The following is a 21,656-nucleotide window of genomic DNA, read 5'->3' as shown; positions in this document are numbered from 1 at the left end:
AGTAATCGTTGGCGGTGAGAGAGGGATTCGAACCCTCGATACAGTTACCCGTATGCATCCTTAGCAGGGATGTGGTTTCAGCCACTCACCCATCTCACCGTAACGAGCCGCCATAATACAAACTAAAACCCGATTCGGCAAGTGATGACATTAAAAAAAATAGAGAAATTTACTCAATTAAATACTTTTTAAGCGATTTTCATCATTTTGTTGTTTTTTTATGCTGCAAAATAATCACAATCTACAAATACCAAGAAAAATTCTCTAAAAACTAAATTAAAAACACAATATTGCAATCAATTACGTGCAGTATTCCACGCTATGTCTTATGCTAATCATATCTTCTGACTAGAAACCAAATACATCATGAAAAATTGGGTCGATCCTGAAGCCAAAGCTGAAGCTGAGCGTTACGACAATCCCATTCCAAGTCGTACCCTTATCTTAGAAATCATTGAACGAAAACAAGAAGCATTGTCACATGCAGATCTTGTTGAACTGCTTGAAATTGTCGATCAAAAAAGTATAGATGCGCTCAGCCATCGTTTAAGTGCAATGGTCCGTGATGGTCAGTTGATGAAAGATGGTTTTAAATATCAGCTGATGGCAGATCAACCTACCCTAGACGCTACTGTTTATGTCAACGCTAAAGGTTTAGGCGTTGCAAGCTTAGATGGGAAGAAAGATGAATTCCTTCTCCCTGAGCGCGAATTACGTCAAGTCTTCCATGGTGACCGCGTTAAAGTCCAACAAACTTCTGTAGATCGTAAAGGTAAAGCTTGGGGCTATATTACCGAAGTGACTCAACGTCGAGTTAAACAACTGATTGGTAAAGTTGCAGAATTTGAAGGTGAATACTTTATTCAACCTGCACCTCCCAATGCACATCAACCCATAACTTTAGAAAAAGAACTGATTGAACATGCCAAAGCCAAAGTCGGCGATGCATTACGTGTTGAAATTGATGACTATCCAACACGAGATGAATTTGCGACAGGTCATGTGATTCAATCAATGGCGGATAAAGCTGATACTGAAATCATTATCCCACAAACCATTTTAGAATATGGTTTACCTTATGAGTTCCCAGAAGAAGTCATCAAAGAAGCTGAAGCATTTAAAGAACCTTCTGCAAAAGATCGTCAAGGCCGTATAGATTTACGAGATTTGCCTTTAGTCACCATTGATGGTGAAGACGCACGTGACTTCGATGATGCAGTCTATGCGGAAAAACGTCCTGGTGGTGGCTATCGTGTCGTTGTCGCGATTGCAGATGTCAGTCATTATGTCCGTGTTGGTAAACCTTTAGATGATGAAGCGCAAGAACGTGGTACATCAGTGTATTTCCCACACTATGTATTACCAATGTTGCCTGAAGCACTTTCAAATGGCTTATGTTCTTTAAATCCACATGTTGACCGTTTATGTATGGTGTGTGATTTAAATTTAAGTCGTGCTGGTAAAGTGACTAAATTTGAATTTTATCCGTCAGTGATGCATTCAAAAGCACGTTTAACCTATACCCAAGTTGCACAATATTTGGATGGCGACAGCAATGCAATTCCTGAAGATCGTGATGTCCGTAAGTCAGTCAATACGCTCTACCAATTGTATGAAACTTTAAAAGGTTTACGTGCACAACGTCATGCAATGGAATTTGAAACCGTTGAAACCTACATGACTTTTGATGAATTGGGTGGAATTAAAGAAATTTTACCGCGTTCACGTAATGTTGCGCATAAGCTTATTGAAGAATGTATGTTGCTTGCTAACGTTGCAGCAGCGGAATATTGCTTAAAAAATGAAGTTCCAATGTTGTACCGTGTGCATGAAGCACCAGAGTTTTCACGCATTCAAAAAGTAAAAGACTTTGTGAAATTATTGGGCTTTAAATTCCCTGACCAACCGACACAAGCCGATTATCAAACGGTGATTGAAGCAACCAAAGATCGTATTGATGCACCGAGTATTCATGCGGTGTTATTACGTTCAATGATGCAAGCCTACTATGGTCCAAAAAATGTGGGGCACTATGGCTTGGCTTATGAAGCATATACCCATTTCACTTCACCAATTCGTCGCTACCCTGACCTGCTATTACATCGTGCGATTAAAGCCAGTTTAACCAACAAAAAGTATCCACTTTCAGGTGCGGCGTTAGAAGATGCGGGTGAACATTTCTCTGCAACTGAACGTCGTGCAGATGAAGCCTCGCGTTCGGTTACTTCATGGCTGAAATGTCACTATATGCAGCAACATTTAGGCGAAGAATTTGTTGGTGTGATCAGTGCAACCGCTGAATTTGGTTTATTTGTAACCCTAAAAGACTTATATGTGGACGGTATGATTCACGTGAGTCAATTGGGCGATGACTACTTTGTTTATGACCAAGTTAGTCAAAATTTAGTTGGTCAAAATCGTGGTCAAGCCTTTGGCTTGGGTGACGAAGTCAAAATTAAAGTTGCTGGGGTTAACCTAGAAGAACGTAAGATTGATTTTGAATTGTTACAACAACTGTCGCATGCGGGCCGTGTAATCCGTAGTCGTGCACCACGTGTTGCAAAACCCGTTGCCAAAGAAGAAGTTTTTTCTGAACGTCCTGTCAAAGTTAAATCTGAATCTGACAGTGGGAATGCCAGCGAAGATGGGGAACGTCCCATTCGAAAGAAAAAGCCCAAAGGAAAACCCAGCTCTTACAATAAAAAACCTGGAAAAAGTGCTGCAACTCAGCCTGAAACAAAGGCTAAAGATAAAGTGAAGAAAAAGGCTAAAGCAAAAAAGAAAAAGTCGAACGCAAAAGCAAAGACTGAGTAATTTTACTTACCACAAAATCAGAGAGCTTCGGCTCTCTTTTTTATCATTAAAATTTTAAATTTGAATACGTCTAAAAATACTTTTCTTGTACCCTCATAGAGTCTTCCTTGTTTTATAATGCATGCATAACGACTCAAATAACTCTAGAAATAACAGCATGAAAATTAAAAATATACTATCCCTCTCAATACTGCTACTCAGCTGTGTAGCTTCTGCTGAAACCATCACCTTTAAAACCCAAACTATTCCCCCCCAATATACGAATTTTTCAGGAAATATTCCCTTTATCCAAGGCAAAGGTTTTGAAAAAATCAACCAACAGATCAAACACGAACTTTTGGCAGATGATGCTACACGTATCGACTTTAGTTCAGGAAAGATCTATCAGGATCAAAACTATTTAAGTGTTTATACCCATTTAGAAATTGAAGGCGGACAAAGCTATTATCGTGAAAAGTATTATGTGATCGATTTAAAAAATAAACAGTTCGCAACATTGTCCCAAATACTACAAAAATATCAATTGTCTGCAGCACAAATCTCAAATGAAATTGCTCAGCAACTTGACCCATGTATTGAAAATAAAACAGCAACGCTTTCTAAAACGTCTAATGACTGTGATAGCGCAGATCTGCAATACCTATACCGATACTATGCTGAAGATCGAAATTTTATTGCGCTAAAAAATGCAAATGGCTTTTATCTTAAAAAAGATATTTTGGGCATCAGTTTTGATGCGGGCGCATATTCTATCCCTTTTGAATACAACCTCAAAACCAAACAAGTCCATTAACATCTGTGTTAATTTTATTGTCACACCTTGATTTCCCCTGCCAGAAGCCCTACATCTATCTATAACTTAAGAAATGATTTGGCATAAAGCTCATGACACTAGAACAGGCAACGTTGCCAGTACCGCAATTTGATCAAATTAGTTTAGATCAACTCAAACAAAATATTGAAAAAGCCATCCAAGACGGTCAAAACTTTTTAAATGACTTGGTCCAAGTCCCTGAAAGCATTCAACAACAACTTGCAGTGATCGAAAATGTAGATTCACTTGAAAATAACATGAGTGAATCTTGGGGAATTTTGTCACACCTCAACGCAGTGATGAATAACACTGAAACGCGTGAAGTCTATCAAGCCTTATTGCCAGGTCTAAGTGAATACTACACCCAGATCGGTCAACACGTTGCTTTGTTCCAAACTTATCAAAATGTTTATGATCATGCGATTTTTAGCGACTTGCCAACGGCGCAACAAAGTGCAATTAAGCTGGCTTTACGTGATTTTAAACTTTCAGGTGTTGCCCTCGAAGGTGAGGCTAAAAAACGCTATGCAGAAATTTCAGCACGATTATCCCAATTGTCTTCTGATTTTTCTAATCATGTTTTGGATTCAACCCAAGCCTATAGCAAAACTTTAACCACGGATCAGCTTAAAGGTCTACCGCAAGGCAGTATTGAATTACTCAAACAATATGGTCAACAACGCGAACTAGATCAGCCTGTTGCTACCTTAGATATTCCATCTTATTTGGCCATCATGACCTATGCAGAAGATCGCGCGCTCCGTGAAGAAATCTATCACGCTTATGTTACACGCGCCTCAGATCAAGCCAGCGATACGCAATTTGACAATGCACCCGTGATGGTTGAAATCCTCAGCTTACGTCAGGAAATGGCCAAGCTTTTAGGTTTTGACAATTTTGCAGAATACTCACTTGCTTCAAAAATGGCACCCGATGTGGCCACTGTTGATCAATTTCTGGTTGATTTAGCAGAGCATGCACGTACACCTGCATTAAAAGAAATCGAAGAACTCAAAGCCATTGCCAAACAAGATGGCATAGATGAGCTAAAACCTTGGGACAGCGGTTATTATTCTGAAAAACTAAAAGTTCAACAGTTCAACCTTTCTCAGGAAGATTTAAAACCATACTTCCCTGCGCCTAAAGTGATTCAAGGCTTATTTAATGTGGTCAATCGTTTATATGGAATTCAAGTCATTGAACGCCAAGCACCACTTTGGCATACAGATGCTCATTATTATGAACTAGAAGACCAAGGCACTGTGATTGGTGGTTTTTACTTTGACCTCTATGCACGTAACGGTAAACGTGGTGGTGCATGGATGAGTGGTTTCCGCTCGCGTATGCAAACCGAAACGGGGTTACAAAAACCAATCTGCTATATGGTTGGGAACTTTACCCCACCTGTCGGTGATCAGCCTGCCCTATTAACGCATGATGAAGTCAATACCTTATTCCATGAGTTTGGTCATGGCTTACACCATATGTTGACCGAAGTAGACAATATTGCAGTTGCTGGAACACACGGCGTTGCATGGGATGCCGTGGAGTTACCTAGCCAGTTTATGGAATTTTGGACATGGGATACGGAAAGCTTGGCTTTAATCAGTGAACATATTGAATCTAAAGACTCACTTCCTGAGCATCTTTTAAAAGCATTACTCGATGCTCGTTTCTTCCAGTCAGGTATGCAAACTTTACGACAAATTGAGTTTGCACTGTTCGATTTAACCATTCATAAACTTACACCTGCACTAAATGCCGAACAAATCCAAGCAACTTTAGATGATATTCGCCAGAAGTATGCAGTTTTAGCAACAGCACCTTATAACCGCTTCCAAAATGGTTTTAGCCATATTTTTGCGGGCGGTTATGCTGCGGGTTATTATTCTTATAAATGGGCAGAAGTTTTAGCAAGTGATGCTTTTGACCGCTTTGAACATGAAGGTGTGTTTAATACCCAAACTGGACAAGAATTCCGTAAGGCAATCCTTGCAGTTGGCGGAAAAGATACAGCACTTGATGCATTTATCAATTTCCGGGGTCGTGAACCTAAAATAGATGCATTATTACGTCATCAAGGTTGGACGAATAGCTAAAAAAACGCTTAAACTAACGGCCAAAATTGTTTAAAGTGTGGTGGGTGTATGAATATTAGACGTCGTTTCATTGCTGGTGCAAAATGTCCAAAATGTGAAGCGATGGATCGTATTGTTATGCTCACCCAAGGCGATGCTGAATGGATTGAATGCATCGAGTGTGGATATTCTGAAAATCGCCCTACCCATGTAGATGCGCCTGAAGAACCTGCTATACCTGATGAAATTGGGGTCATTCAATTCAAGCCTCGCTCTTCAAAATAGATCGGACCGAATAAAATGCATATAGAACAAAGAAACAATTCAAAATTAATGTGGATTATTGCAGGCGGGTTGGGGGCAGTTATCGTTTTAATTGCTATTTTTTTCTGGTTAAACAACACCTCTGAAAGCACCCAAATCAATGAGCCATTGAATCAGACTACACCTGCTGCGAAGAAAGTGGAAGCAACGGCACCCCCTGTGGCAACGCCTGTTGAACAAAGTGCAGCCTCAGAGACTGCCAATGTAGAGTTGGTCAAAGCATCCATTTTAAAAGATAAAATTCCTGAAAATGCCAGTTTAGCGAAAGAAGAAGTGGCTAAACTAGAAGACATCCAAAAACAACTCGATGATCAGCAACAAAACCTCAAATCACAACATGCTGATGCGGATCAATTGATTAAACTTAAGGAAGAACAAATCAAGCTACTTCAACAGCAAATGGCCGCACAAAATCAATAATTTTTGATCATGTGCAAAAATAACGATCTGCTATTAGAAAGCCTTAACCTCTTTATAAGTTAAGGCTTTTTTCAATTTGAACAATAGTCATTTCAATATTTTAAAGTGAGTCCAATGATTGCTGTGTTGATTTTTTCCATTGGATTGGCTTTTGGATAATTTGCGCCAATAAAATTCCACAGAGTGTTAAACCACCACCAACCAAATGAAAAACTTGTAAATGTTCACCCAAGAGCACCACGGCAATTAAAGCTGTAAACACAGGCAATAAATTCATAAAAATACTATTTTTATTGGGCCCCAAATGTCTTACACCTTCAATCCATAAATAAGACAATAAAATTGATGAGAAAATACTGGCGTACAAAATCAAAGGAATGGTCTGTTGATTCAGTTGCATTTGCGATGCAGGTAAAAAGATAAAAAACGGCAAAACATATAAGATGGCAAAGCTCGACATCACAAAATTCGATTGCCATGCAGGGATCGGCATTTTCCAACGTTTTAACAGCACACCATATAAGGCGTAGCCGATTGCGGCAAGTAACATCAAGCCATCGCCAAGATGCATACCTTGGCTAAAAACTTGAGCAATATGCCCATGACTCAATAAATACAAGATACCATAGAATGATAAGAAGCCTCCGATCACTAAGCCATAGCTAATCTGATCCTTTAAAATCCATGTACTTAAAATAATCGTCAATAATGGAATCAATGCCGTCACAATCGCCATATTGGTCGCTGTTGTGGTTGTCGCTGCTTGATAAGACAAAAATTGGAATAAGGATACAGAAAGAAATCCACCTAAAGCCAAATGTTTCCAATACTGGCGAATAATATGGCGATTTTTCCACGTGGGAATCAATACAAAAGTACTCATCACAGCGAGCGCAAAAACCAAACGATAAAATGTAATCGCCACAGGTGAAATTGCATGACTTGCCATTTTAGACACAATCACATTTCCAGCCCAAAATAAAATGGCAAACAATGGATAGAAATAAGCTTTTTGAAACATGCTGCTCTGCCTATACAGAAAGATTCAACCATGTTAAAAAATAATCATTTTGTATTTGTACGACAAAATGACAATAACTATCGCAAAAAGGACATTATGCTTGAGGACTAAGCCAATTCCACGAATATATGATTGGCAGTGCCGTATTGATTGAGGAGTAAATCGTGGGGAATAATTATGATCATGGATTTTTAGATTATCCAATTTATGCCTTTACTGAAAATTATTCCCATGGGCATATTGAAGATTGGCATAGCCATGAGCGTATCCAACTGATTCATACGCTTTCTGGGGTTATCCGTATTCAAACGACAGAAGGAACATGGGTCACGCCACCGGGACGCGGTGTATGGATTCCAGCATATAAGGCTCATGCCTTACTGATCAGTGGTGATGTGCAAGCTTATGGTGTATTTATTCAGCCAGACGCACGTTTAAAATTAGTCAATGAATGTCGTGTTGTCACGATATCGCCCCTGCTAAAAGAGCTTATTCGCTCCGCGATGCAGATTCAAACCACGATCCATCCTCAAAGTCGTGAAGCACGATTACTTGAACTGATTTTAGATGAGTTGGAGCTTCTCCCTGTTCTACCATTTAACTTACCTGAGCCACAAAATATTAAATTGCAAAAGCTTTGTGCTGAAATCAAACTTGATCTTAGCCATACATGGACACTCGAACACGCAGCCCAATTTTTACATGTTAGTCCGAAAACCCTCACTCGACATTTTCAGAAAGAAACCACTATGCATTTTAGTCATTGGGTACGGCAGGCAAGGCTGATGCAAGCCATGACTGATTTGGCAATGAATAAATCTATTTTCAACGTTGCGCTGGATCTGGGTTATGACAGTGCCAGTGCCTTTAGTGCCATGTTTAAACGTGAAACCAGTTTGACGCCGAGTGAGTACATTCAGCAGTTTCAATTTGAAGATCACTAAATCTATTCAAAATCCACAGACAGAAAAAAAGCGCCCGAAGGCGCTTTTTAGACATTCAATTATTTACTGGCATACCAGTCAAACAGGTTAAACATGTACGGCGCATAGGTCACAATCACCAATGCTGAGAACAGCACCACGATTGGTAAGATCCAACGCTCATAACGATAGTAGAAGCTTGTATATTTGGCTTTTGCCTCTGCATCGGCGGCGGCAACCTCTGCATCACCGACCGAGAGCCTCGTCAGCAAATGGTTGAGCGCAACAGGTGGCGTAACATAACCAAACTCAAATGCAACCAGTACAATCATCCAGAAGTGAATCGGATGAATACCATTTTCAAATGCAACTGGCGCAATCGTTGCAGCAACAAGAATCACCGCACCAAATGGATCTGTTGTCATACCAATTAATGCAAGTAACAATGCCATAAAGCCGAGTGTTACCAAGATACTACCCAGATGCGTTGGAACCATGGTCACGATCTCACTACGTTCAATCAGACCACCAACACTTGCAGACAATGCCATTAAGATAATTAACGCACCAATATGACCAACACTTTCCGATGTTGCAAAACGAATTGCGCTACGGAAGCCACGTTTTGTTTCAGCGGTATCGCCATGCTCACGTAAGTATTCAGAATTTTTTTCATGCTCTAGAGCAAGCGCTTTATTTGGGTTTTCTGGTATCGGTAATTTATTACCAAATAACTTATCAAATAAAATAAATGCCAATAGCATGATTGGAAGAATTACAGGTGCAGTAAATTCATCCATTTTCGTGTCCAGACCAAACTGATAGAAGCCAATCACGACAGCAACAATCAAGATATATGGAAGCACTGGAACGAAAGCACGCAACATACCAGGGACAGCGGTTTTCGGTGAGTTAATACGGAACTTATTCTCAGCAAGGAATAACGACACCCCTAAGAAAATAAATGCGGTTAACCAGAATACATAAATACCATGATTAAATAACTCGTCTGAAGTTACATGACGGCTATCCAGCATTGAAATTAAGATCACCAAGAGACACGGACGTAGTACAACACCCAGCGAACCTGACATTGCTGAAACCGCAAGTGCATATTGACGACGAGCACCTGAATTCCACACTTCTTTATAGATAATTGCACCAGCAGCAACAACGAAGATTCCCGAAGCACCTGTATATGCGGTTGGAATTGCAGCACCAATCAAAATGATCCACGTCAACGTTTCAGGCGCTAAGTTCCAAGGACGAAGAATCGCCAAGAAAAGATCCATCACACGTGTTTGGGTCAATAACATACCCGCCCAAATAAACAGTGCTAAGTTAAGGAAGATATTTGAAAATTCAGTCAACAAGCCAAGGTAAATACCTTGCCCCATTGGGTAGTCCATAAAGAAAGTAAACGCAATACCTGTCACAATTGCCATAAAGGCATATAAAGGTATGCTCAGCAGCGCAAGGCCAAATTTACCGCCTTCTTCAGCATTTTCTGGTGTACGGAATAATTTAAACAGGCTGATGACTGTTAAGACCACAAACAGAATCATCCATAGCCAATAGACTCCAATCGTTTCAAGGGTCGATTCAACACCAGAATTGAGTACTGAACGATATTGGCTAATGACCGAGAAGCTCAGTAAGGCATTCCCCAGTACCATCGCAATGTTATAGACTTTAAAATCAAGCTTAGTACGCGCTGGACGTAGCCCAATATGATGCATCTTCAATGATGCTGTAATTGCAGCAATCACGACCATCAAAATCAGGATGAGTACACGATGTTCAGAGCCCCATTTCAATATCCAGAAGAAACCCGTTTCCATCGAACGATATGAACGAAGGGATGGATGATCTTCCATATGTTTGATCGATTTATCATAGAACGCATATTTCTGTTCACAATCCGTTTGAGCTGAAACGAATGAAGCGCGAACATCTGCTTCTGGTGTTAAACCAAAAAATGCCGCATCAGGATCACTGGCTTCCTGTTGCATTTTTTCTTTAACAAGCTTATCGATATCTACATTGCGGTCACATGAAGGTTTGTTGGGCTCAGCACGTAAAAAGGAATATTGCATTCCTATTTTTTCGTCTCCATATAGGCGTTCACCTAAACGAAGCATTTGCCCATGAATCATATCCCCTGTCCCAATGATCAAGGTCAGGAGAAGCAGAATAAGGATGGAAAAGGTTGAGAACCACTCATTCCAGAGATAACTGAGTAGACCTAATCCCGATCTATTATTTACAGGTTCTTGCATTGTTATTCCAGTTTTTATAACCAGTGTACAATCGCTTGCACAGCTTATCTTTTATTATTAGGTGAGAGGTAAAATCCTTTACCAATACCCATTCCTATCATCACCACTCAAATTTGCCTTAATTTTCCTAAGAAAAACATGACAAAGATTAATTTTTTTGGCGAGCTTTTTGTCAACTCATCTATAGTCTTATCATTAAATGTGAAAAAACAACTCAGTACTTATATTTTTTACAACTAAAATAGATGTAACATTCACATAATTAACCACAAATGAGAATCACTATCCATTCATTACAAAGCATTTATTCAAATTTATTTTTTAAATATTTTTACAATGCTATGTGCTTAACCTCATCAAAATAATGAAATTTTATAAAATAATATTTCATACAAATAATAGCGTTGATTCACTTTCTATTTGGTGACATTAAGTCGAAAAATTAAGCTCAAAATGGCACAAATACTTCCAAAAATCACCCCAAGCAAATGCGCCTGTATTAAAACAGGATGACCTATTAATTGTTCAGTTTGTAGTGCACCAAAAAAATGTTCCCATGTGATTTTGCCGAGGATGCATAACAATACAATAAAGGCAAAATTTCGTTCTGGCTTTTCTTTTAAACTGACGATTGCACAAAATACAAACAGACCATGAAGAATCCCAGACAAACCTGCATAAGCAAAAATATGAGGATAAATCAGATAAAAACAGAGACTGAGTAAAGGCGGTAAAATAAGCAATAAAGCAATAAAAACTTGCTTTTTAATGTTTGGAAATAAAAAGGGTAAACAGGCCAAAGCCACAACATTTAAAACATAATGAATCCATCCCACATGAACCCAATGCCCTGTCCACCAACGCCAAGGCTGGCTTAAAAAAACATCATGCTGATAAATGAAATGATTTTGAAAAAGCTGAAGAATTGCAAAAAAAATGATACAGGTTGCAATAAACAATATATTTTTATCTAACTTGTGTTGTTCCATGCTACACCATAAAAAAAGAAGAGCTGTCGCTCTTCCTCAATTCTAACCAATTCATGCAATTGAATACTATGGATTTGCTGCAGGTTCGTCAGCTGAAGCACTTGGCTCTTCAGTCGGTGCAGGTAAATCATTAAACAATTCATCATCACCCGTAGATGCTTGTTCATCCCAGAATGTGGTCATTCCATCATCTGCTGCACGAACACCAGTATGTTCAGTCCAATAACGATCGGCAATACCTTGAACCATTTGACCGGCCATACCATCTAACAATCTAAATTCAGGGTTTACTGGCTTATCATCTGCACGCGATGCGGCATAGGCTTTTAACGCCGCTCTTAATTTAGCATCGTCACCACTGGCTTGTGCTGCAACAGCATTCATTGCAAATGCTAGACGAACACCTTTCTGTTCTGCGATTTGCATTGATTGTTGTAAGGTCTGGGTTGGATCAGGCTTACCATCTCCTGCACCTGGTAACAATATCCAAATCACTGCACGGGTCGCCATTGGCGCACCCCAGAATTTGTTATTGTCTAGACATGCCATACCACGTTCAACAATCGCAGCAATATCTTTCGGTACATTGACTGCACCACCAGAGTTAATGTCATTGGTCATCGCTTGCAAACCGCTGAGCATACCAATTAAATAGATGGTTTGATCTAAGTCCTTACGCATGGTTGGACAAGAATCACCTAAAGTATATTTATATTTTGCCTGCCAACGTTCTGCAAATAATTGATAACCCGTGTATTGACGTTCTGCGGCAAGGGCTGCCCAACGTTTTTGTTCTATACGAGCATCTTGCGCTTCAGTCACTTTACCGTCTTTTGAAGCACGTAAATATCTGAGTTCTGCATCCAAAGCACGATTTTCTGCACACATCCCCGCAGCTGAATATAACAATACCGCCATACGGGTGGGGTCGGCCCCCATATCTTTTGTTGCCATAATCGCTGGCGTTAATGCATTGCCTGAGTTGCACGCCATATCTGTATCATTGCCCGCCAAAATGGGTGGGACGATATGTTTTTCACTAAAGCCAAGCGCAACATTGGCACCTGATTTTACAACATATGAACAACCTGATAACACAGATGAGGCAACAACAGCGGTCAGCATCAATTGACCAAGCTTGTGGACCTTAGACATACTTCCTGTCCTCTATATAATTGTGTTTATATCCCTTTTAAAATAACAATATCAGATGCAATCTCTGAATAACAGAGTAATAGCTCTAATTTCATCTGAAGAATTTGCCACAATATAGAAAGTATTCAATTGACCTAATCTGGTTTTTATACAAATTTTAAGCAAAAAAAAGTAGCATTGCGACGGTTCAGCACATGCTACTTGTTAAAAGGTAAACTCTTTAAGAGAGTTTATTGGTTTTAAGTCTTTTAAATTTGCTACCGTTAACACTGTTAGCGTTAGCTTTCTCAATCTGTTCCCTCAGCATAGTTCCTAGTCTTCCAAATATAATTGCAAAAACAATTGCAACCACTAAGAACCAAAACGTATGAATTTCACCCATTTGGAAATTCCTCCTCGCTGTTGGTAGTTTTAATTTACATGCAAGATCAGATTTTTACAGAGATAATTGTCCGACAATTTTACAATTGCGCTATTTTGTATATATTTGGTCTAACAATGGATATTAAATAAGCAAAAATACAAATAAGATTTTGTTTTATTTAGATTAAATTTAGATTAGATTTTTTATATTTGTTAGACAATTAACTTAATTTGACCCGAGATTTTAAAGATTTCCACTGTATTTTGCTCACCTGATCTTGCCAAATAATTAAACTTTTATTGTTTTTCTCACAAAAATACACTGCGATATAAAATCGATGATCAATCATTTGCTGAATTTGTACATGATGAATTTGATTGGAATCCTCATATTGTAGGGTCCATTGATCTAAATCAAAATGTTCTAAACTTCGGACTTGTGGACGCATTCTAAATATTTTTAGACTGAAGCATGCCAACAACAGCAGTAATCCACTTATCCATACAGTGATAATCGAGTACAGCACTATAAAAATAATTGTTAAACACAAAAGCTGAAAACCCAGTGCAATACGACTGGGTTTGAATTGATATCGTTGGTGAGTTTTTAACTCATCCGTGGACATAATCTTTAAGTTTATTGATCAAGCTTCTGAGTTCAGGTCGAGGTGGCTCTGAAACTTCCATAAACCAATCCAATAAATCTGGGTCTTCCTGATCAACTAACTCTTTAAACAAGGCTTTTTCCTGCGCACTTGCTGCTAAGTAATATTGTTTTACGTATGGGTCAAAATATACATCAATCTCTTTTAAACCGCGACGAGCACGATAAATCACTTTACGTTCTTCTAAAGTAAGTTCTTCTGACATCATTTTCCCCCAATGGTTAATTCTGACTTAGTTTACCCGATTCCCGATCAATTTCTCGCTAAATTCTTCTAAATGACCAAATTCATCATTTAAAAATGAGTTTTGAGCATTCATCTCATTGCGACAAATAAGCAATTCACATAATTTCAACTCACTAAAACTCATATGGATATTATAAAAATGCAATCAGGTGCTATCCGACCTTTAACCAATATGTTGCCTCGTAAATTGTTTAATTCCGATCACGATGCTTTTCGTGAAACAGTACGTAAATTTTATGAAAAAGAAGTTGTGCCAAATATTGCTAAATATGAACAGCAACAACATGTAGATCGCGATTTATGGAACAAAGCAGGTGAAATGGGTCTACTCTGTGCGACTATGCCTGAAGAATATGGTGGCTATGGCGTAGATCGCCTCTACAGTATGATTCTGATTGAAGAACAAGCCTATGCAATGGATTCTTCTACAGGTTTTTCTTTGCACTCGGATATTGTTGCCAACTACATCAACAACTTTGGTAATGAAGAGCAGAAAAAACATTGGATTGCTAAAATGGCTTCTGGAGAAACCGTCACAGCCATTGCGATGACAGAACCAGGAACAGGCTCAGACCTACAAGGTGTTCGCACCACCGCTGTTTTAGATGGGGATGAATATGTAATCAATGGTTCTAAAATCTTTATTACCAATGGTTATCTATGTGATATGGCAATTGTGGTATGTAAAACAGGCAGTTCAGAGAAAGGTTCTGCCAACCTATCTTTGATTATCGTTGAAGCTGACCGTGCTGGCTTTAGCAAAGGCAAACCACTCAATAAAATTGGTATGAAAGGACAAGATACTTGCGAATTGTTCTTTGAAGATGTTCGTGTACCAAAAGAAAATTTATTGGGTATGGAAGGCATGGGTTTTATCATGCTGATGAAAGAGTTGGCATGGGAACGTATGCTGGTCGCGATTATCTGCCAAGCAGGCGCAGAAGCAGCGTTGGCACACACCGTTCAATATACCAAAGACCGTAAAGCGTTTGGTAAACCGATCGGTGCTTTTCAAAATACACGCTTTAAACTTGCTGAAATGCGCACAGAAATTGATTTCTGCCGTGCTTACCTCGATCGTTGTATGGAATTACAACTTGAAGGCATCTTAGGTGTTGATGCTGCAGCTGCTGCAAAATACAAAATTTCAGAAGTATTCTCTAATGTGGTTGATGAATGCCTTCAATTACATGGTGGTTATGGTTATATGCTGGAATATCCAATTGCACGCGCTTATATCGATAATCGGGCAAATCGTATTTATGCAGGTACAAACGAGATTATGAAAGAACTGATTTCCCGTTCTTTATAATTTATCCAATTAATATTAAAGGAGCTTTGGCTCCTTTTTCTATCACCAAGCATTCTTTTTAAATCAATTTTTATGTCGCAATAAAAAAGGAGCTTACGCTCCTTGTTTATTTCATAGCTTGTTTATTTTGCTATTTCTTAGTTTGGTTGCTTCTAGGTTTGATTAAGAAACCAGTTTAGGCTTTTTTGCGAGTTGTGCTTCACGCTTATGAAATTTTAAAACACCATCTTCAAACTTGGCATTTTTAAGTTCTTTACGATCTGCTAAATAGTTATTCGACACTTTCCAAGGTGCATGCTTACCTTGTTTTGGCATCACATCCGCCGCACGAGCAATATAACCTGAGCTTAAACTGCCCATCACCGTATCTTCCATCAATTCAGTTGCATCACCTTGTGGAATAACTTCGTCATAGCCTTTCTTGTCCATATAGTTTACAAGACGGCAAATATACTCACCTGCAATATCAACTTTTAATGTCCATGATGCGTTGATATAACCAATGATCATTGCCATATTTGGCACATCGCTAACCATCACACCCTGATACAGCATGTGTTGAGACGTATTCATTGGTTTATTATCAATTGTAGCTTTGATACCACCCAAGATTTGGATTTCTAAACCTGTTGCTGAAACGATGATATCCGCATCTAAATGCTTACCAGATTTTAATTGGATACCTGTTGCGGTAATTTTCTCAATTTGATCTGTTTCAACGCTGGCTTTACCAGAACGTAAAATTTTAAATAAGTCACCATCTGGCACAACACATAACCGCTGATCCCACGGATTATATGTTGGGGTAAAGTGTTTCATATCCACTTTACCTTTTAATTGCATTTCAATCGATTTGAGTAAGAACTTACGCAGTAATTTCGGTTGTTTTTGTGCAAGTGCATAGATACCGCGTTGCATACCAATATTGCGTGCACGGGTTAACTTATATGCCACATCTTCAGGTAAAACCTTACGCATTTTGTCATAAACAAAGTCAATAGATGGGATTGAAGCAATATAGGTTGGTGAACGTTGCAACATGGTCACATGCCCTGCTCCACCTTTTGACATCGCAGGCACTAAGGTAATAGCTGTTGCACCACTACCAATAATCACTACTTTTTTACCCGTATAATCTAAGTTTTCAGGCCAAAATTGTGGGTTAATAAATTCGCCTTTAAAATCATTTTTACCTGGATAATCAGGTTGATAACCTTGGTCATAATTATAATAACCCGTACATCCGATTACAAAGTTTGCAACCCACGTATTGAGTTTTTGATTTTCATCTTCAATTTGTACGACCCATTTTTTAATTGATGAATCATAATTTGCAGTACGTACACGCTGATTAAAATGAATTTTATCTTTTAATTTAAATTCATCGACAACTTCAGCAACATAGCCTTTAATCGAAGCGCCATCTGCCAAGACATTGGCTTTTTGCCATGGTTTAAAATTAAACCCAAAAGTAGACATATCTGAATCGGAACGGATACCCGGATATTTAAATAAATCCCAAGTACCACCGAAGCTCTCACGACGCTCAATAATTTCAAATGAACGTTGTGGTGAGTGTTTTGAAAGATGCGCAGCTACACCAATACCAGAGATACCTGCACCAACGATAAGAATATCAACTTGCTTTTCCATGTTGTTTTTATAACCTTTTTAAGAGTACTTTTTTATTAAAGCACAAATCTGACAATACGCAATGTCAAGTTTGCATTTTTCTGACGAAATTTAAGTCAATTTGGGACAAAACCATAAATTGTCCAACAAAAAGGCATAAAAAAAGGCCGGTGAAACACCGACCTTTTTCGAACAACCGATTGTTCTGTGACGTGAGTAATTAGTTTACTTCACGATCCACAAGTTCTACATAAGCCATCGGTGCAGCATCACCTGCACGGAAACCAGCTTTAAGAACACGTAGATAACCGCCGTTACGTTCTTTGTAACGAGGGCCAAGAACGGTAAATAATTTACCAACTGTTGCTGCTGAACGAGTACGAGCAAACGCCAAACGACGGTTTGCTACAGTATCGTTTTTAGCTAAAGTGATTAAAGGCTCAGCTACACGACGTAACTCTTTTGCTTTAGGCACAGTAGTTTTAATTAACTCATGCTCAAACAAAGAATTAGCCATGTTTTGAAACATCGCTTTACGATGGCTGCTGGTACGGCCTAATTTCACACCACTATTACGATGACGCATGGTGATAGTCCTACTTAATTAACGGCTACGATAGGCGAAACGATCGTCCATACGGAGACTAGCTGGTGGCCAGTTCTCTAAACGCATGCCGAGCTGTAAGCCCTTAGAAGCCAGAACATCTTTGATCTCAGTAAGCGATTTTTTACCAAGGTTAGGAGTTTTAAGCAACTCAACCTCAGTACGCTGTACTAGATCACCAATGTAGTAAATATTTTCTGCTTTCAAACAGTTAGCAGAACGAACAGTAAGCTCTAGATCATCAACTGGACGAAGCAAGATTGGATCAACTTCTTCACGTGGCTCTTGAGCAACTGGAGCTTGATCTTTCTGAAGATCAACAAAAATTGCAATTTGTTGTTGCAAGATTGTTGCCGCTTTGCGGATAGCTTCTTCAGGATCTACAGTTCCATTCGTTTCAAGATCAATGACGAGCTTATCAAGGTCAGTACGTTGTTCTACACGAGCATTTTCAACTGTGTAAGACACACGTTTAATCGGGCTATAAGAAGCATCTAACTGTAGACGACCTACAGGACGCGTTTCGCCTTCAGGGAAACGTGAGTCAGAAGTTTCATAACCACGACCTTGAGAAACTTTCAAGCGCATTTTTAATGAGCCTGAAGCACTTAAAGTACCAATCAGATGTTCAGGGTTAACCACTTCAACATTATGTGGTAAACGAAGGTCAGCAGCAGTTACATCGCCAGGACCTTGTTTTTCCAATGTCAAATATGCTTCGTTTTGATCGAACAGCTTAATAGACAATCCTTTTAGGTTCAGCAAGAGCTCGACGATGTCCTGCTGCAAGCCTTCTAAAGTACTGTACTCGTGCTCGACACCCTCTATCTCTACTTCAACCACGGCTGCGCCAGGTAAAGAAGACAAAAGGATGCGACGTAAAGCATTACCAAGAGTATGACCAAAGCCACGCTCTAATGGTTCAAGAATCACTTTTGCCGAGGTCCCGCTTGCCGCTTCGACCTTGATCGCTTGCGGAGTTAGAAACTCGTTTGCAGTACGCGTCATTATTGCTACCTCAAGGATTATTTAGAATACAATTCTACAATCAAGCTTTCGTTGATTTCAGCAGGTAAATCAGAACGATCTGGTGCAGCTTTAAATGTACCTTCAAGTTTTGAATGATCTACTTCAATCCAAGCAGCTGTTCCACGTTGAGCAGCTAATTCAATTGCGTTTTTGATACGTAATTGTTGTTTAGCGCTTTCGTGAACTGCAATCACGTCGCCCGCTTTAACTTGGATAGACGCGATGTTAACACGACGACCATTTAAAGTGATTGAACGGTGAGATACCAGCTGACGAGCTTCTGCACGTGTAGAACCAAAACCCATGCGATAAACAACGTTATCGAGGCGGCTTTCAAGCAATTTCAACAAGTTTTCACCTGTTGCGCCTTTAACACGAGCAGCTTCTTTGTAGTAGTTACTAAATTGACGCTCTAAAACACCGTACATACGACGTACTTTTTGTTTTTCACGTAATTGTAGTGAATACTCTGATTGTTTAGCACGGCTTTGGCCATGTTGACCAGGAGCTTTAGCAGATTTTTTTGTTTTGACGTCAAATGGTTTAACGCCAGATTTTAATTGCAGGTCTGTCCCTTCGCGGCGAGAGAGTTTGCATTTTGGACCAATATAACGAGCCATGAATGTTTCTCCTTACACGCGACGTTTTTTAGGTGGACGGCAACCGTTGTGCGGAATCGGTGTCACATCGGTAATGCTGTTAATTTTATAACCCACTGCACCTAATGCACGAACCGCAGATTCACGACCTGGACCAGGACCTTTTACAAGGACGTCCAAGTTTTTCAAACCGTAATCTAAAGCAGCTTTACCAGCAACTTCAGCAGCTACCTGAGCAGCAAACGGAGTTGATTTACGTGATCCACGGAAGCCTTGTCCACCTGAAGTAGCCCAAGCCAATGCATTACCTTGACGATCAGTAATCGTAACAATGGTGTTATTAAAAGAAGCGTGAATGTGTGCAACACCTTCAGAGACGGTACGAGTGACCTTCTTGCGTGTGCGAGTATCTTTAGCCATCTTTTAGCTTCCAGAAATCTTATTTCTTAATAGGTTTGCGCGGACCTTTACGGGTACGTGCGTTAGTTTTGGTGCGTTGTCCGCGAACAGGCAAGCTGCGACGATGACGAAGACCGCGGTAGCAGCCTAAATCCATTAAACGTTTAATGTTCATGGAAATTTCGCGACGTAAGTCACCTTCGGTCGGAACCTTAGCAACTTCTGCACGAATCGCATCAAGCTGAGCATCATCTAATTCACGAATTTTAGTAGTAGTCGTAATACCTGCAGCAGCTAAAATGTTTTTAGCTGTGTGGCGGCCAATACCAAAAATATACGTGAGAGAGATAACAGCATGCTTGTTATCCGGAATGTTTACACCGGCAATACGAGCCATTCAAATTTCTCCAAAAAGGCAGTAGAGATAATCAACCGCCCCACAAAAATCTTGAGGGGCGGATAATAACCTAATTAGCCTACTGAAATCAACAGGTCTTAATTAAATTAACCTTGACGCTGCTTATGACGAGGTTCTGCGCTGCAAATTACGCGAATAACCCCATTACGACGGATAACTTTACAGCTACCACAAATTTTCTTTACAGAAGCTTGTACTTTCATGATGAAACCTTCTAAGTGCGCTTATCCCTTAGGATGAGCAGTCGTTTTTCTCATTAACGATTGATCGTCATACTGATGTGATGTCAAATGGGCTTGAAGCTGAGCCATAAAGTCCATAACAACAACAACTACGATAAGTAATGAGGTACCACCCAAATGGAATGGAATACCAAAAGAACTTTGTAAAATCATCGGCATTAAACAGATGACTGTAATGTAGATTGCACCAATAAACGTCAAACGATTAAGAATATGATCTAAGTAACGAGCAGTTTGCTCACCTGGGCGAATACCAGGTACATAAGCTCCACTGCGTTTCAAGTTCTCTGATACTTCTTTCGGGCTAAAAACAAGCGCCGTATAGAAATAACAGAAAAAGATAATTAACGCACCGAAGAGCACTAAATACAACGGTTGTCCAGGCGATAATACCAATGCCAAATCTTGTAGGCTACGTTTTACAATTCCTGCATTTGGATCAGCACTGCCTAACCATTGACCTAAACTTGCAGGGAACAACAATAACGAACTTGCGAAAATTGCTGGAATAACCCCTGCCATGTTGATCTTCAATGGCAAATGCGTTTGCTGTGCAGTGAATACACGACGACCTTGCTGTTTTTGAGCATAGTTCACAGGTATACGACGTTGAGCTTTTTCAATAAACACAATCGCTGCTAAAACAGCAACTGATAGCAATCCAAAGATAGCCAAACCAATTAAACTTGATTGGCCATTATCTACCGAAGTAAATGCTTGAATCACTAAGTTTGGTAAACCAGCAACAATACCTGCAAAGATAATCATTGAGATACCGTTACCAACACCACGTTCAGTAATTTGCTCACCTAACCACATTAAGAACATGGTACCTGCAACTAACGATGTTAGCGCTGGAATGTAAAAAGCCAGTCCCGAAGTCAAAGTAATACCTTGACTGATTAGACCAGCACACATCCCGATACCTTGGACTAATGCGAGTAAAAGGGTGCCGTAACGCGTATATTGATTAATCTTACGCTTACCTTGCTCGCCTTCTTTCTTCAATGCTTCTAACGAAGGCACCACGGTCGACATCAACTGCACAATAATAGATGCAGAAATGTACGGCATGATACCTAACGCCAGAATGGACATTCGTTCTAATGCTCCACCCGAGAACATGTTAAACAAACCTAAAAAAGTACCTTCATTAGCTTTGAAAAAACGTTCTAGAGCAACATTATCAATACCTGGCAGCGGAATATGCGCTCCTAGTCGAAAGACTACCAATGCACCAATCAAGAACATTAATCGGCGAATAATTTCACGATATTTCACATGAAATGGTTGACCTTTCATCATGTTAACATGACCTGAAGAACTAGGA

The 21,656-nt window shown here is 39.6% G+C and carries 22 protein-coding genes and 1 tRNA gene; 7 read left to right on the top strand and 16 right to left on the bottom strand.

Annotated features, from left to right (window positions below; translation table 11 throughout):
- Positions 1-9 precede the first annotated feature (9 nt).
- Positions 10-99 (bottom strand) — tRNA-Ser (locus L3V46_RS02280).
- Between the two features lie 264 nt (positions 100-363).
- Between L3V46_RS02280 and rnr the strand changes: the two genes are divergently transcribed.
- The 5 genes from rnr to L3V46_RS02255 all read left to right on the top strand — a co-directional run bounded on the left by rnr (position 364) and on the right by L3V46_RS02255 (position 6,450).
- Positions 364-2,814 carry a ribonuclease R gene (rnr, locus tag L3V46_RS02275; protein ID WP_178283395.1) on the top strand — a complete coding sequence of 817 codons (2,451 nt, stop codon included), beginning with the start codon at positions 364-366 and terminating at the stop codon, positions 2,812-2,814.
- A 157-nt stretch (positions 2,815-2,971) separates the two neighbouring features.
- On the top strand, positions 2,972-3,607 hold the full coding sequence (locus L3V46_RS02270) for a hypothetical protein (protein ID WP_239044819.1): 636 nt from the start codon (positions 2,972-2,974) through the stop codon (positions 3,605-3,607).
- Positions 3,608-3,699: 92 nt separating this feature from the next.
- Positions 3,700-5,727 (top strand): M3 family metallopeptidase, encoded by a 2,028-nt coding sequence (locus L3V46_RS02265; protein WP_239044818.1) that lies wholly within the window; start codon positions 3,700-3,702, stop codon positions 5,725-5,727.
- A 54-nt stretch (positions 5,728-5,781) separates the two neighbouring features.
- Complete coding sequence (locus tag L3V46_RS02260) at positions 5,782-5,991, top strand: YheV family putative zinc ribbon protein (RefSeq protein ID WP_171066870.1); 210 nt, start codon at positions 5,782-5,784, stop codon at positions 5,989-5,991.
- A 15-nt stretch (positions 5,992-6,006) separates the two neighbouring features.
- Entirely contained in the window at positions 6,007-6,450 is a 444-nt protein-coding gene (locus L3V46_RS02255) for a hypothetical protein (protein WP_004816886.1), read from the top strand.
- A 100-nt stretch (positions 6,451-6,550) separates the two neighbouring features.
- Here L3V46_RS02255 and L3V46_RS02250 read toward each other — a convergent pair whose 3' ends face one another.
- On the bottom strand, positions 6,551-7,471 hold the full coding sequence (locus L3V46_RS02250) for a DMT family transporter (protein WP_034614348.1): 921 nt from the start codon (positions 7,469-7,471) through the stop codon (positions 6,551-6,553).
- Positions 7,472-7,635: 164 nt separating this feature from the next.
- Between L3V46_RS02250 and L3V46_RS02245 the strand changes: the two genes are divergently transcribed.
- Positions 7,636-8,415: a helix-turn-helix transcriptional regulator gene (locus L3V46_RS02245; protein ID WP_239044817.1), complete on the top strand. Its 780-nt coding sequence runs from the start codon at positions 7,636-7,638 to the stop codon at positions 8,413-8,415.
- A gap of 59 nt (positions 8,416-8,474) precedes the next feature.
- On the opposite strand, the gene L3V46_RS02240 is transcribed toward L3V46_RS02245, so the two are convergent.
- From L3V46_RS02240 to L3V46_RS02215, 6 genes are all read right to left on the bottom strand, one after another.
- On the bottom strand, positions 8,475-10,673 hold the full coding sequence (locus L3V46_RS02240; RefSeq protein WP_004816882.1) for a TRAP transporter large permease subunit: 2,199 nt from the start codon (positions 10,671-10,673) through the stop codon (positions 8,475-8,477).
- Between the two features lie 416 nt (positions 10,674-11,089).
- Positions 11,090-11,662 (bottom strand): rhombosortase, encoded by a 573-nt coding sequence (gene rrtA / locus L3V46_RS02235; RefSeq protein WP_239044816.1) that lies wholly within the window; start codon positions 11,660-11,662, stop codon positions 11,090-11,092.
- A gap of 66 nt (positions 11,663-11,728) precedes the next feature.
- Entirely contained in the window at positions 11,729-12,817 is a 1,089-nt protein-coding gene (locus L3V46_RS02230) for a hypothetical protein (RefSeq protein ID WP_034614362.1), read from the bottom strand.
- Between the two features lie 220 nt (positions 12,818-13,037).
- Positions 13,038-13,199, bottom strand: a complete 162-nt coding sequence (locus L3V46_RS02225; protein ID WP_004725737.1) for a hypothetical protein — start codon at positions 13,197-13,199, stop codon at positions 13,038-13,040.
- Positions 13,200-13,401: 202 nt separating this feature from the next.
- Positions 13,402-13,629 carry a hypothetical protein gene (locus L3V46_RS02220; protein ID WP_004725735.1) on the bottom strand — a complete coding sequence of 76 codons (228 nt, stop codon included), beginning with the start codon at positions 13,627-13,629 and terminating at the stop codon, positions 13,402-13,404.
- Between the two features lie 163 nt (positions 13,630-13,792).
- Positions 13,793-14,050, bottom strand: coding sequence for a succinate dehydrogenase assembly factor 2 (locus L3V46_RS02215; RefSeq protein ID WP_004816878.1), 258 nt, complete (start codon positions 14,048-14,050; stop codon positions 13,793-13,795).
- 180 nt (positions 14,051-14,230) lie between these two features.
- Between L3V46_RS02215 and L3V46_RS02210 the strand changes: the two genes are divergently transcribed.
- Positions 14,231-15,403 (top strand): acyl-CoA dehydrogenase family protein, encoded by a 1,173-nt coding sequence (locus L3V46_RS02210; RefSeq protein WP_239044815.1) that lies wholly within the window; start codon positions 14,231-14,233, stop codon positions 15,401-15,403.
- A 162-nt stretch (positions 15,404-15,565) separates the two neighbouring features.
- On the opposite strand, the gene L3V46_RS02205 is transcribed toward L3V46_RS02210, so the two are convergent.
- The 8 genes from L3V46_RS02205 to secY all read right to left on the bottom strand — a co-directional run bounded on the left by L3V46_RS02205 (position 15,566) and on the right by secY (position 21,628).
- Complete coding sequence (locus L3V46_RS02205; protein WP_004725729.1) at positions 15,566-17,056, bottom strand: NAD(P)/FAD-dependent oxidoreductase; 1,491 nt, start codon at positions 17,054-17,056, stop codon at positions 15,566-15,568.
- Positions 17,057-17,255: 199 nt separating this feature from the next.
- The gene (gene rplQ / locus L3V46_RS02200; protein ID WP_004281488.1) at positions 17,256-17,621 is read right to left on the bottom strand and encodes a 50S ribosomal protein L17; all 366 of its coding nucleotides are present in this window, start codon (positions 17,619-17,621) and stop codon (positions 17,256-17,258) included.
- Positions 17,622-17,639: 18 nt separating this feature from the next.
- Positions 17,640-18,647, bottom strand: a complete 1,008-nt coding sequence (rpoA, locus tag L3V46_RS02195) for a DNA-directed RNA polymerase subunit alpha (RefSeq protein WP_004816876.1) — start codon at positions 18,645-18,647, stop codon at positions 17,640-17,642.
- Positions 18,648-18,664: 17 nt separating this feature from the next.
- Positions 18,665-19,288, bottom strand: coding sequence for a 30S ribosomal protein S4 (rpsD, locus tag L3V46_RS02190; RefSeq protein ID WP_004725725.1), 624 nt, complete (start codon positions 19,286-19,288; stop codon positions 18,665-18,667).
- 12 nt (positions 19,289-19,300) lie between these two features.
- Positions 19,301-19,687 carry a 30S ribosomal protein S11 gene (rpsK, locus tag L3V46_RS02185; protein WP_001040166.1) on the bottom strand — a complete coding sequence of 129 codons (387 nt, stop codon included), beginning with the start codon at positions 19,685-19,687 and terminating at the stop codon, positions 19,301-19,303.
- A 19-nt stretch (positions 19,688-19,706) separates the two neighbouring features.
- Positions 19,707-20,063: a 30S ribosomal protein S13 gene (rpsM, locus tag L3V46_RS02180; RefSeq protein WP_004725722.1), complete on the bottom strand. Its 357-nt coding sequence runs from the start codon at positions 20,061-20,063 to the stop codon at positions 19,707-19,709.
- Between the two features lie 107 nt (positions 20,064-20,170).
- Positions 20,171-20,287, bottom strand: coding sequence for a 50S ribosomal protein L36 (gene rpmJ / locus L3V46_RS02175; RefSeq protein ID WP_000867907.1), 117 nt, complete (start codon positions 20,285-20,287; stop codon positions 20,171-20,173).
- A 21-nt stretch (positions 20,288-20,308) separates the two neighbouring features.
- Positions 20,309-21,628 (bottom strand): preprotein translocase subunit SecY, encoded by a 1,320-nt coding sequence (secY, locus tag L3V46_RS02170; protein ID WP_171066869.1) that lies wholly within the window; start codon positions 21,626-21,628, stop codon positions 20,309-20,311.
- Positions 21,629-21,656: the final 28 nt, after the last annotated feature.

The sequence above is a fragment of the Acinetobacter sp. AG3 genome (assembly GCF_022343575.1).
Lineage (GTDB): Bacteria > Pseudomonadota > Gammaproteobacteria > Pseudomonadales > Moraxellaceae > Acinetobacter > Acinetobacter guillouiae.
Note: the sequence above shows the minus strand (reverse complement) of the source record. Positions and strands in the feature narration are given on the sequence as shown.

What these genes read in the sequence shown, in the direction of transcription:
- L3V46_RS02220 (WP_004725735.1), bottom strand. Translation starts at nt 13,629, where the DNA reads ATGCGTCCACAAGTCCGAAGTTTAGAACATTTTGATTTAGATCAATGG.
- rpsM (WP_004725722.1), bottom strand. Translation starts at nt 20,063, where the DNA reads ATGGCTCGTATTGCCGGTGTAAACATTCCGGATAACAAGCATGCTGTT.
- L3V46_RS02230 (WP_034614362.1), bottom strand. Translation starts at nt 12,817, where the DNA reads ATGTCTAAGGTCCACAAGCTTGGTCAATTGATGCTGACCGCTGTTGTT.
- rpsD (WP_004725725.1), bottom strand. Translation starts at nt 19,288, where the DNA reads ATGGCTCGTTATATTGGTCCAAAATGCAAACTCTCTCGCCGCGAAGGG.
- rpoA (WP_004816876.1), bottom strand. Translation starts at nt 18,647, where the DNA reads ATGACGCGTACTGCAAACGAGTTTCTAACTCCGCAAGCGATCAAGGTC.
- rpmJ (WP_000867907.1), bottom strand. Translation starts at nt 20,287, where the DNA reads ATGAAAGTACAAGCTTCTGTAAAGAAAATTTGTGGTAGCTGTAAAGTT.
- L3V46_RS02225 (WP_004725737.1), bottom strand. Translation starts at nt 13,199, where the DNA reads ATGGGTGAAATTCATACGTTTTGGTTCTTAGTGGTTGCAATTGTTTTT.
- L3V46_RS02250 (WP_034614348.1), bottom strand. Translation starts at nt 7,471, where the DNA reads ATGTTTCAAAAAGCTTATTTCTATCCATTGTTTGCCATTTTATTTTGG.
- L3V46_RS02215 (WP_004816878.1), bottom strand. Translation starts at nt 14,050, where the DNA reads ATGTCAGAAGAACTTACTTTAGAAGAACGTAAAGTGATTTATCGTGCT.
- rpsK (WP_001040166.1), bottom strand. Translation starts at nt 19,687, where the DNA reads ATGGCTAAAGATACTCGCACACGCAAGAAGGTCACTCGTACCGTCTCT.
- L3V46_RS02270 (WP_239044819.1), top strand. Translation starts at nt 2,972, where the DNA reads ATGAAAATTAAAAATATACTATCCCTCTCAATACTGCTACTCAGCTGT.
- rrtA (WP_239044816.1), bottom strand. Translation starts at nt 11,662, where the DNA reads ATGGAACAACACAAGTTAGATAAAAATATATTGTTTATTGCAACCTGT.
- rplQ (WP_004281488.1), bottom strand. Translation starts at nt 17,621, where the DNA reads ATGCGTCATCGTAATAGTGGTGTGAAATTAGGCCGTACCAGCAGCCAT.
- L3V46_RS02255 (WP_004816886.1), top strand. Translation starts at nt 6,007, where the DNA reads ATGCATATAGAACAAAGAAACAATTCAAAATTAATGTGGATTATTGCA.
- secY (WP_171066869.1), bottom strand. Translation starts at nt 21,628, where the DNA reads ATGAAAGGTCAACCATTTCATGTGAAATATCGTGAAATTATTCGCCGA.
- L3V46_RS02240 (WP_004816882.1), bottom strand. Translation starts at nt 10,673, where the DNA reads ATGCAAGAACCTGTAAATAATAGATCGGGATTAGGTCTACTCAGTTAT.
- L3V46_RS02205 (WP_004725729.1), bottom strand. Translation starts at nt 17,056, where the DNA reads ATGGAAAAGCAAGTTGATATTCTTATCGTTGGTGCAGGTATCTCTGGT.
- L3V46_RS02210 (WP_239044815.1), top strand. Translation starts at nt 14,231, where the DNA reads ATGCAATCAGGTGCTATCCGACCTTTAACCAATATGTTGCCTCGTAAA.
- L3V46_RS02265 (WP_239044818.1), top strand. Translation starts at nt 3,700, where the DNA reads ATGACACTAGAACAGGCAACGTTGCCAGTACCGCAATTTGATCAAATT.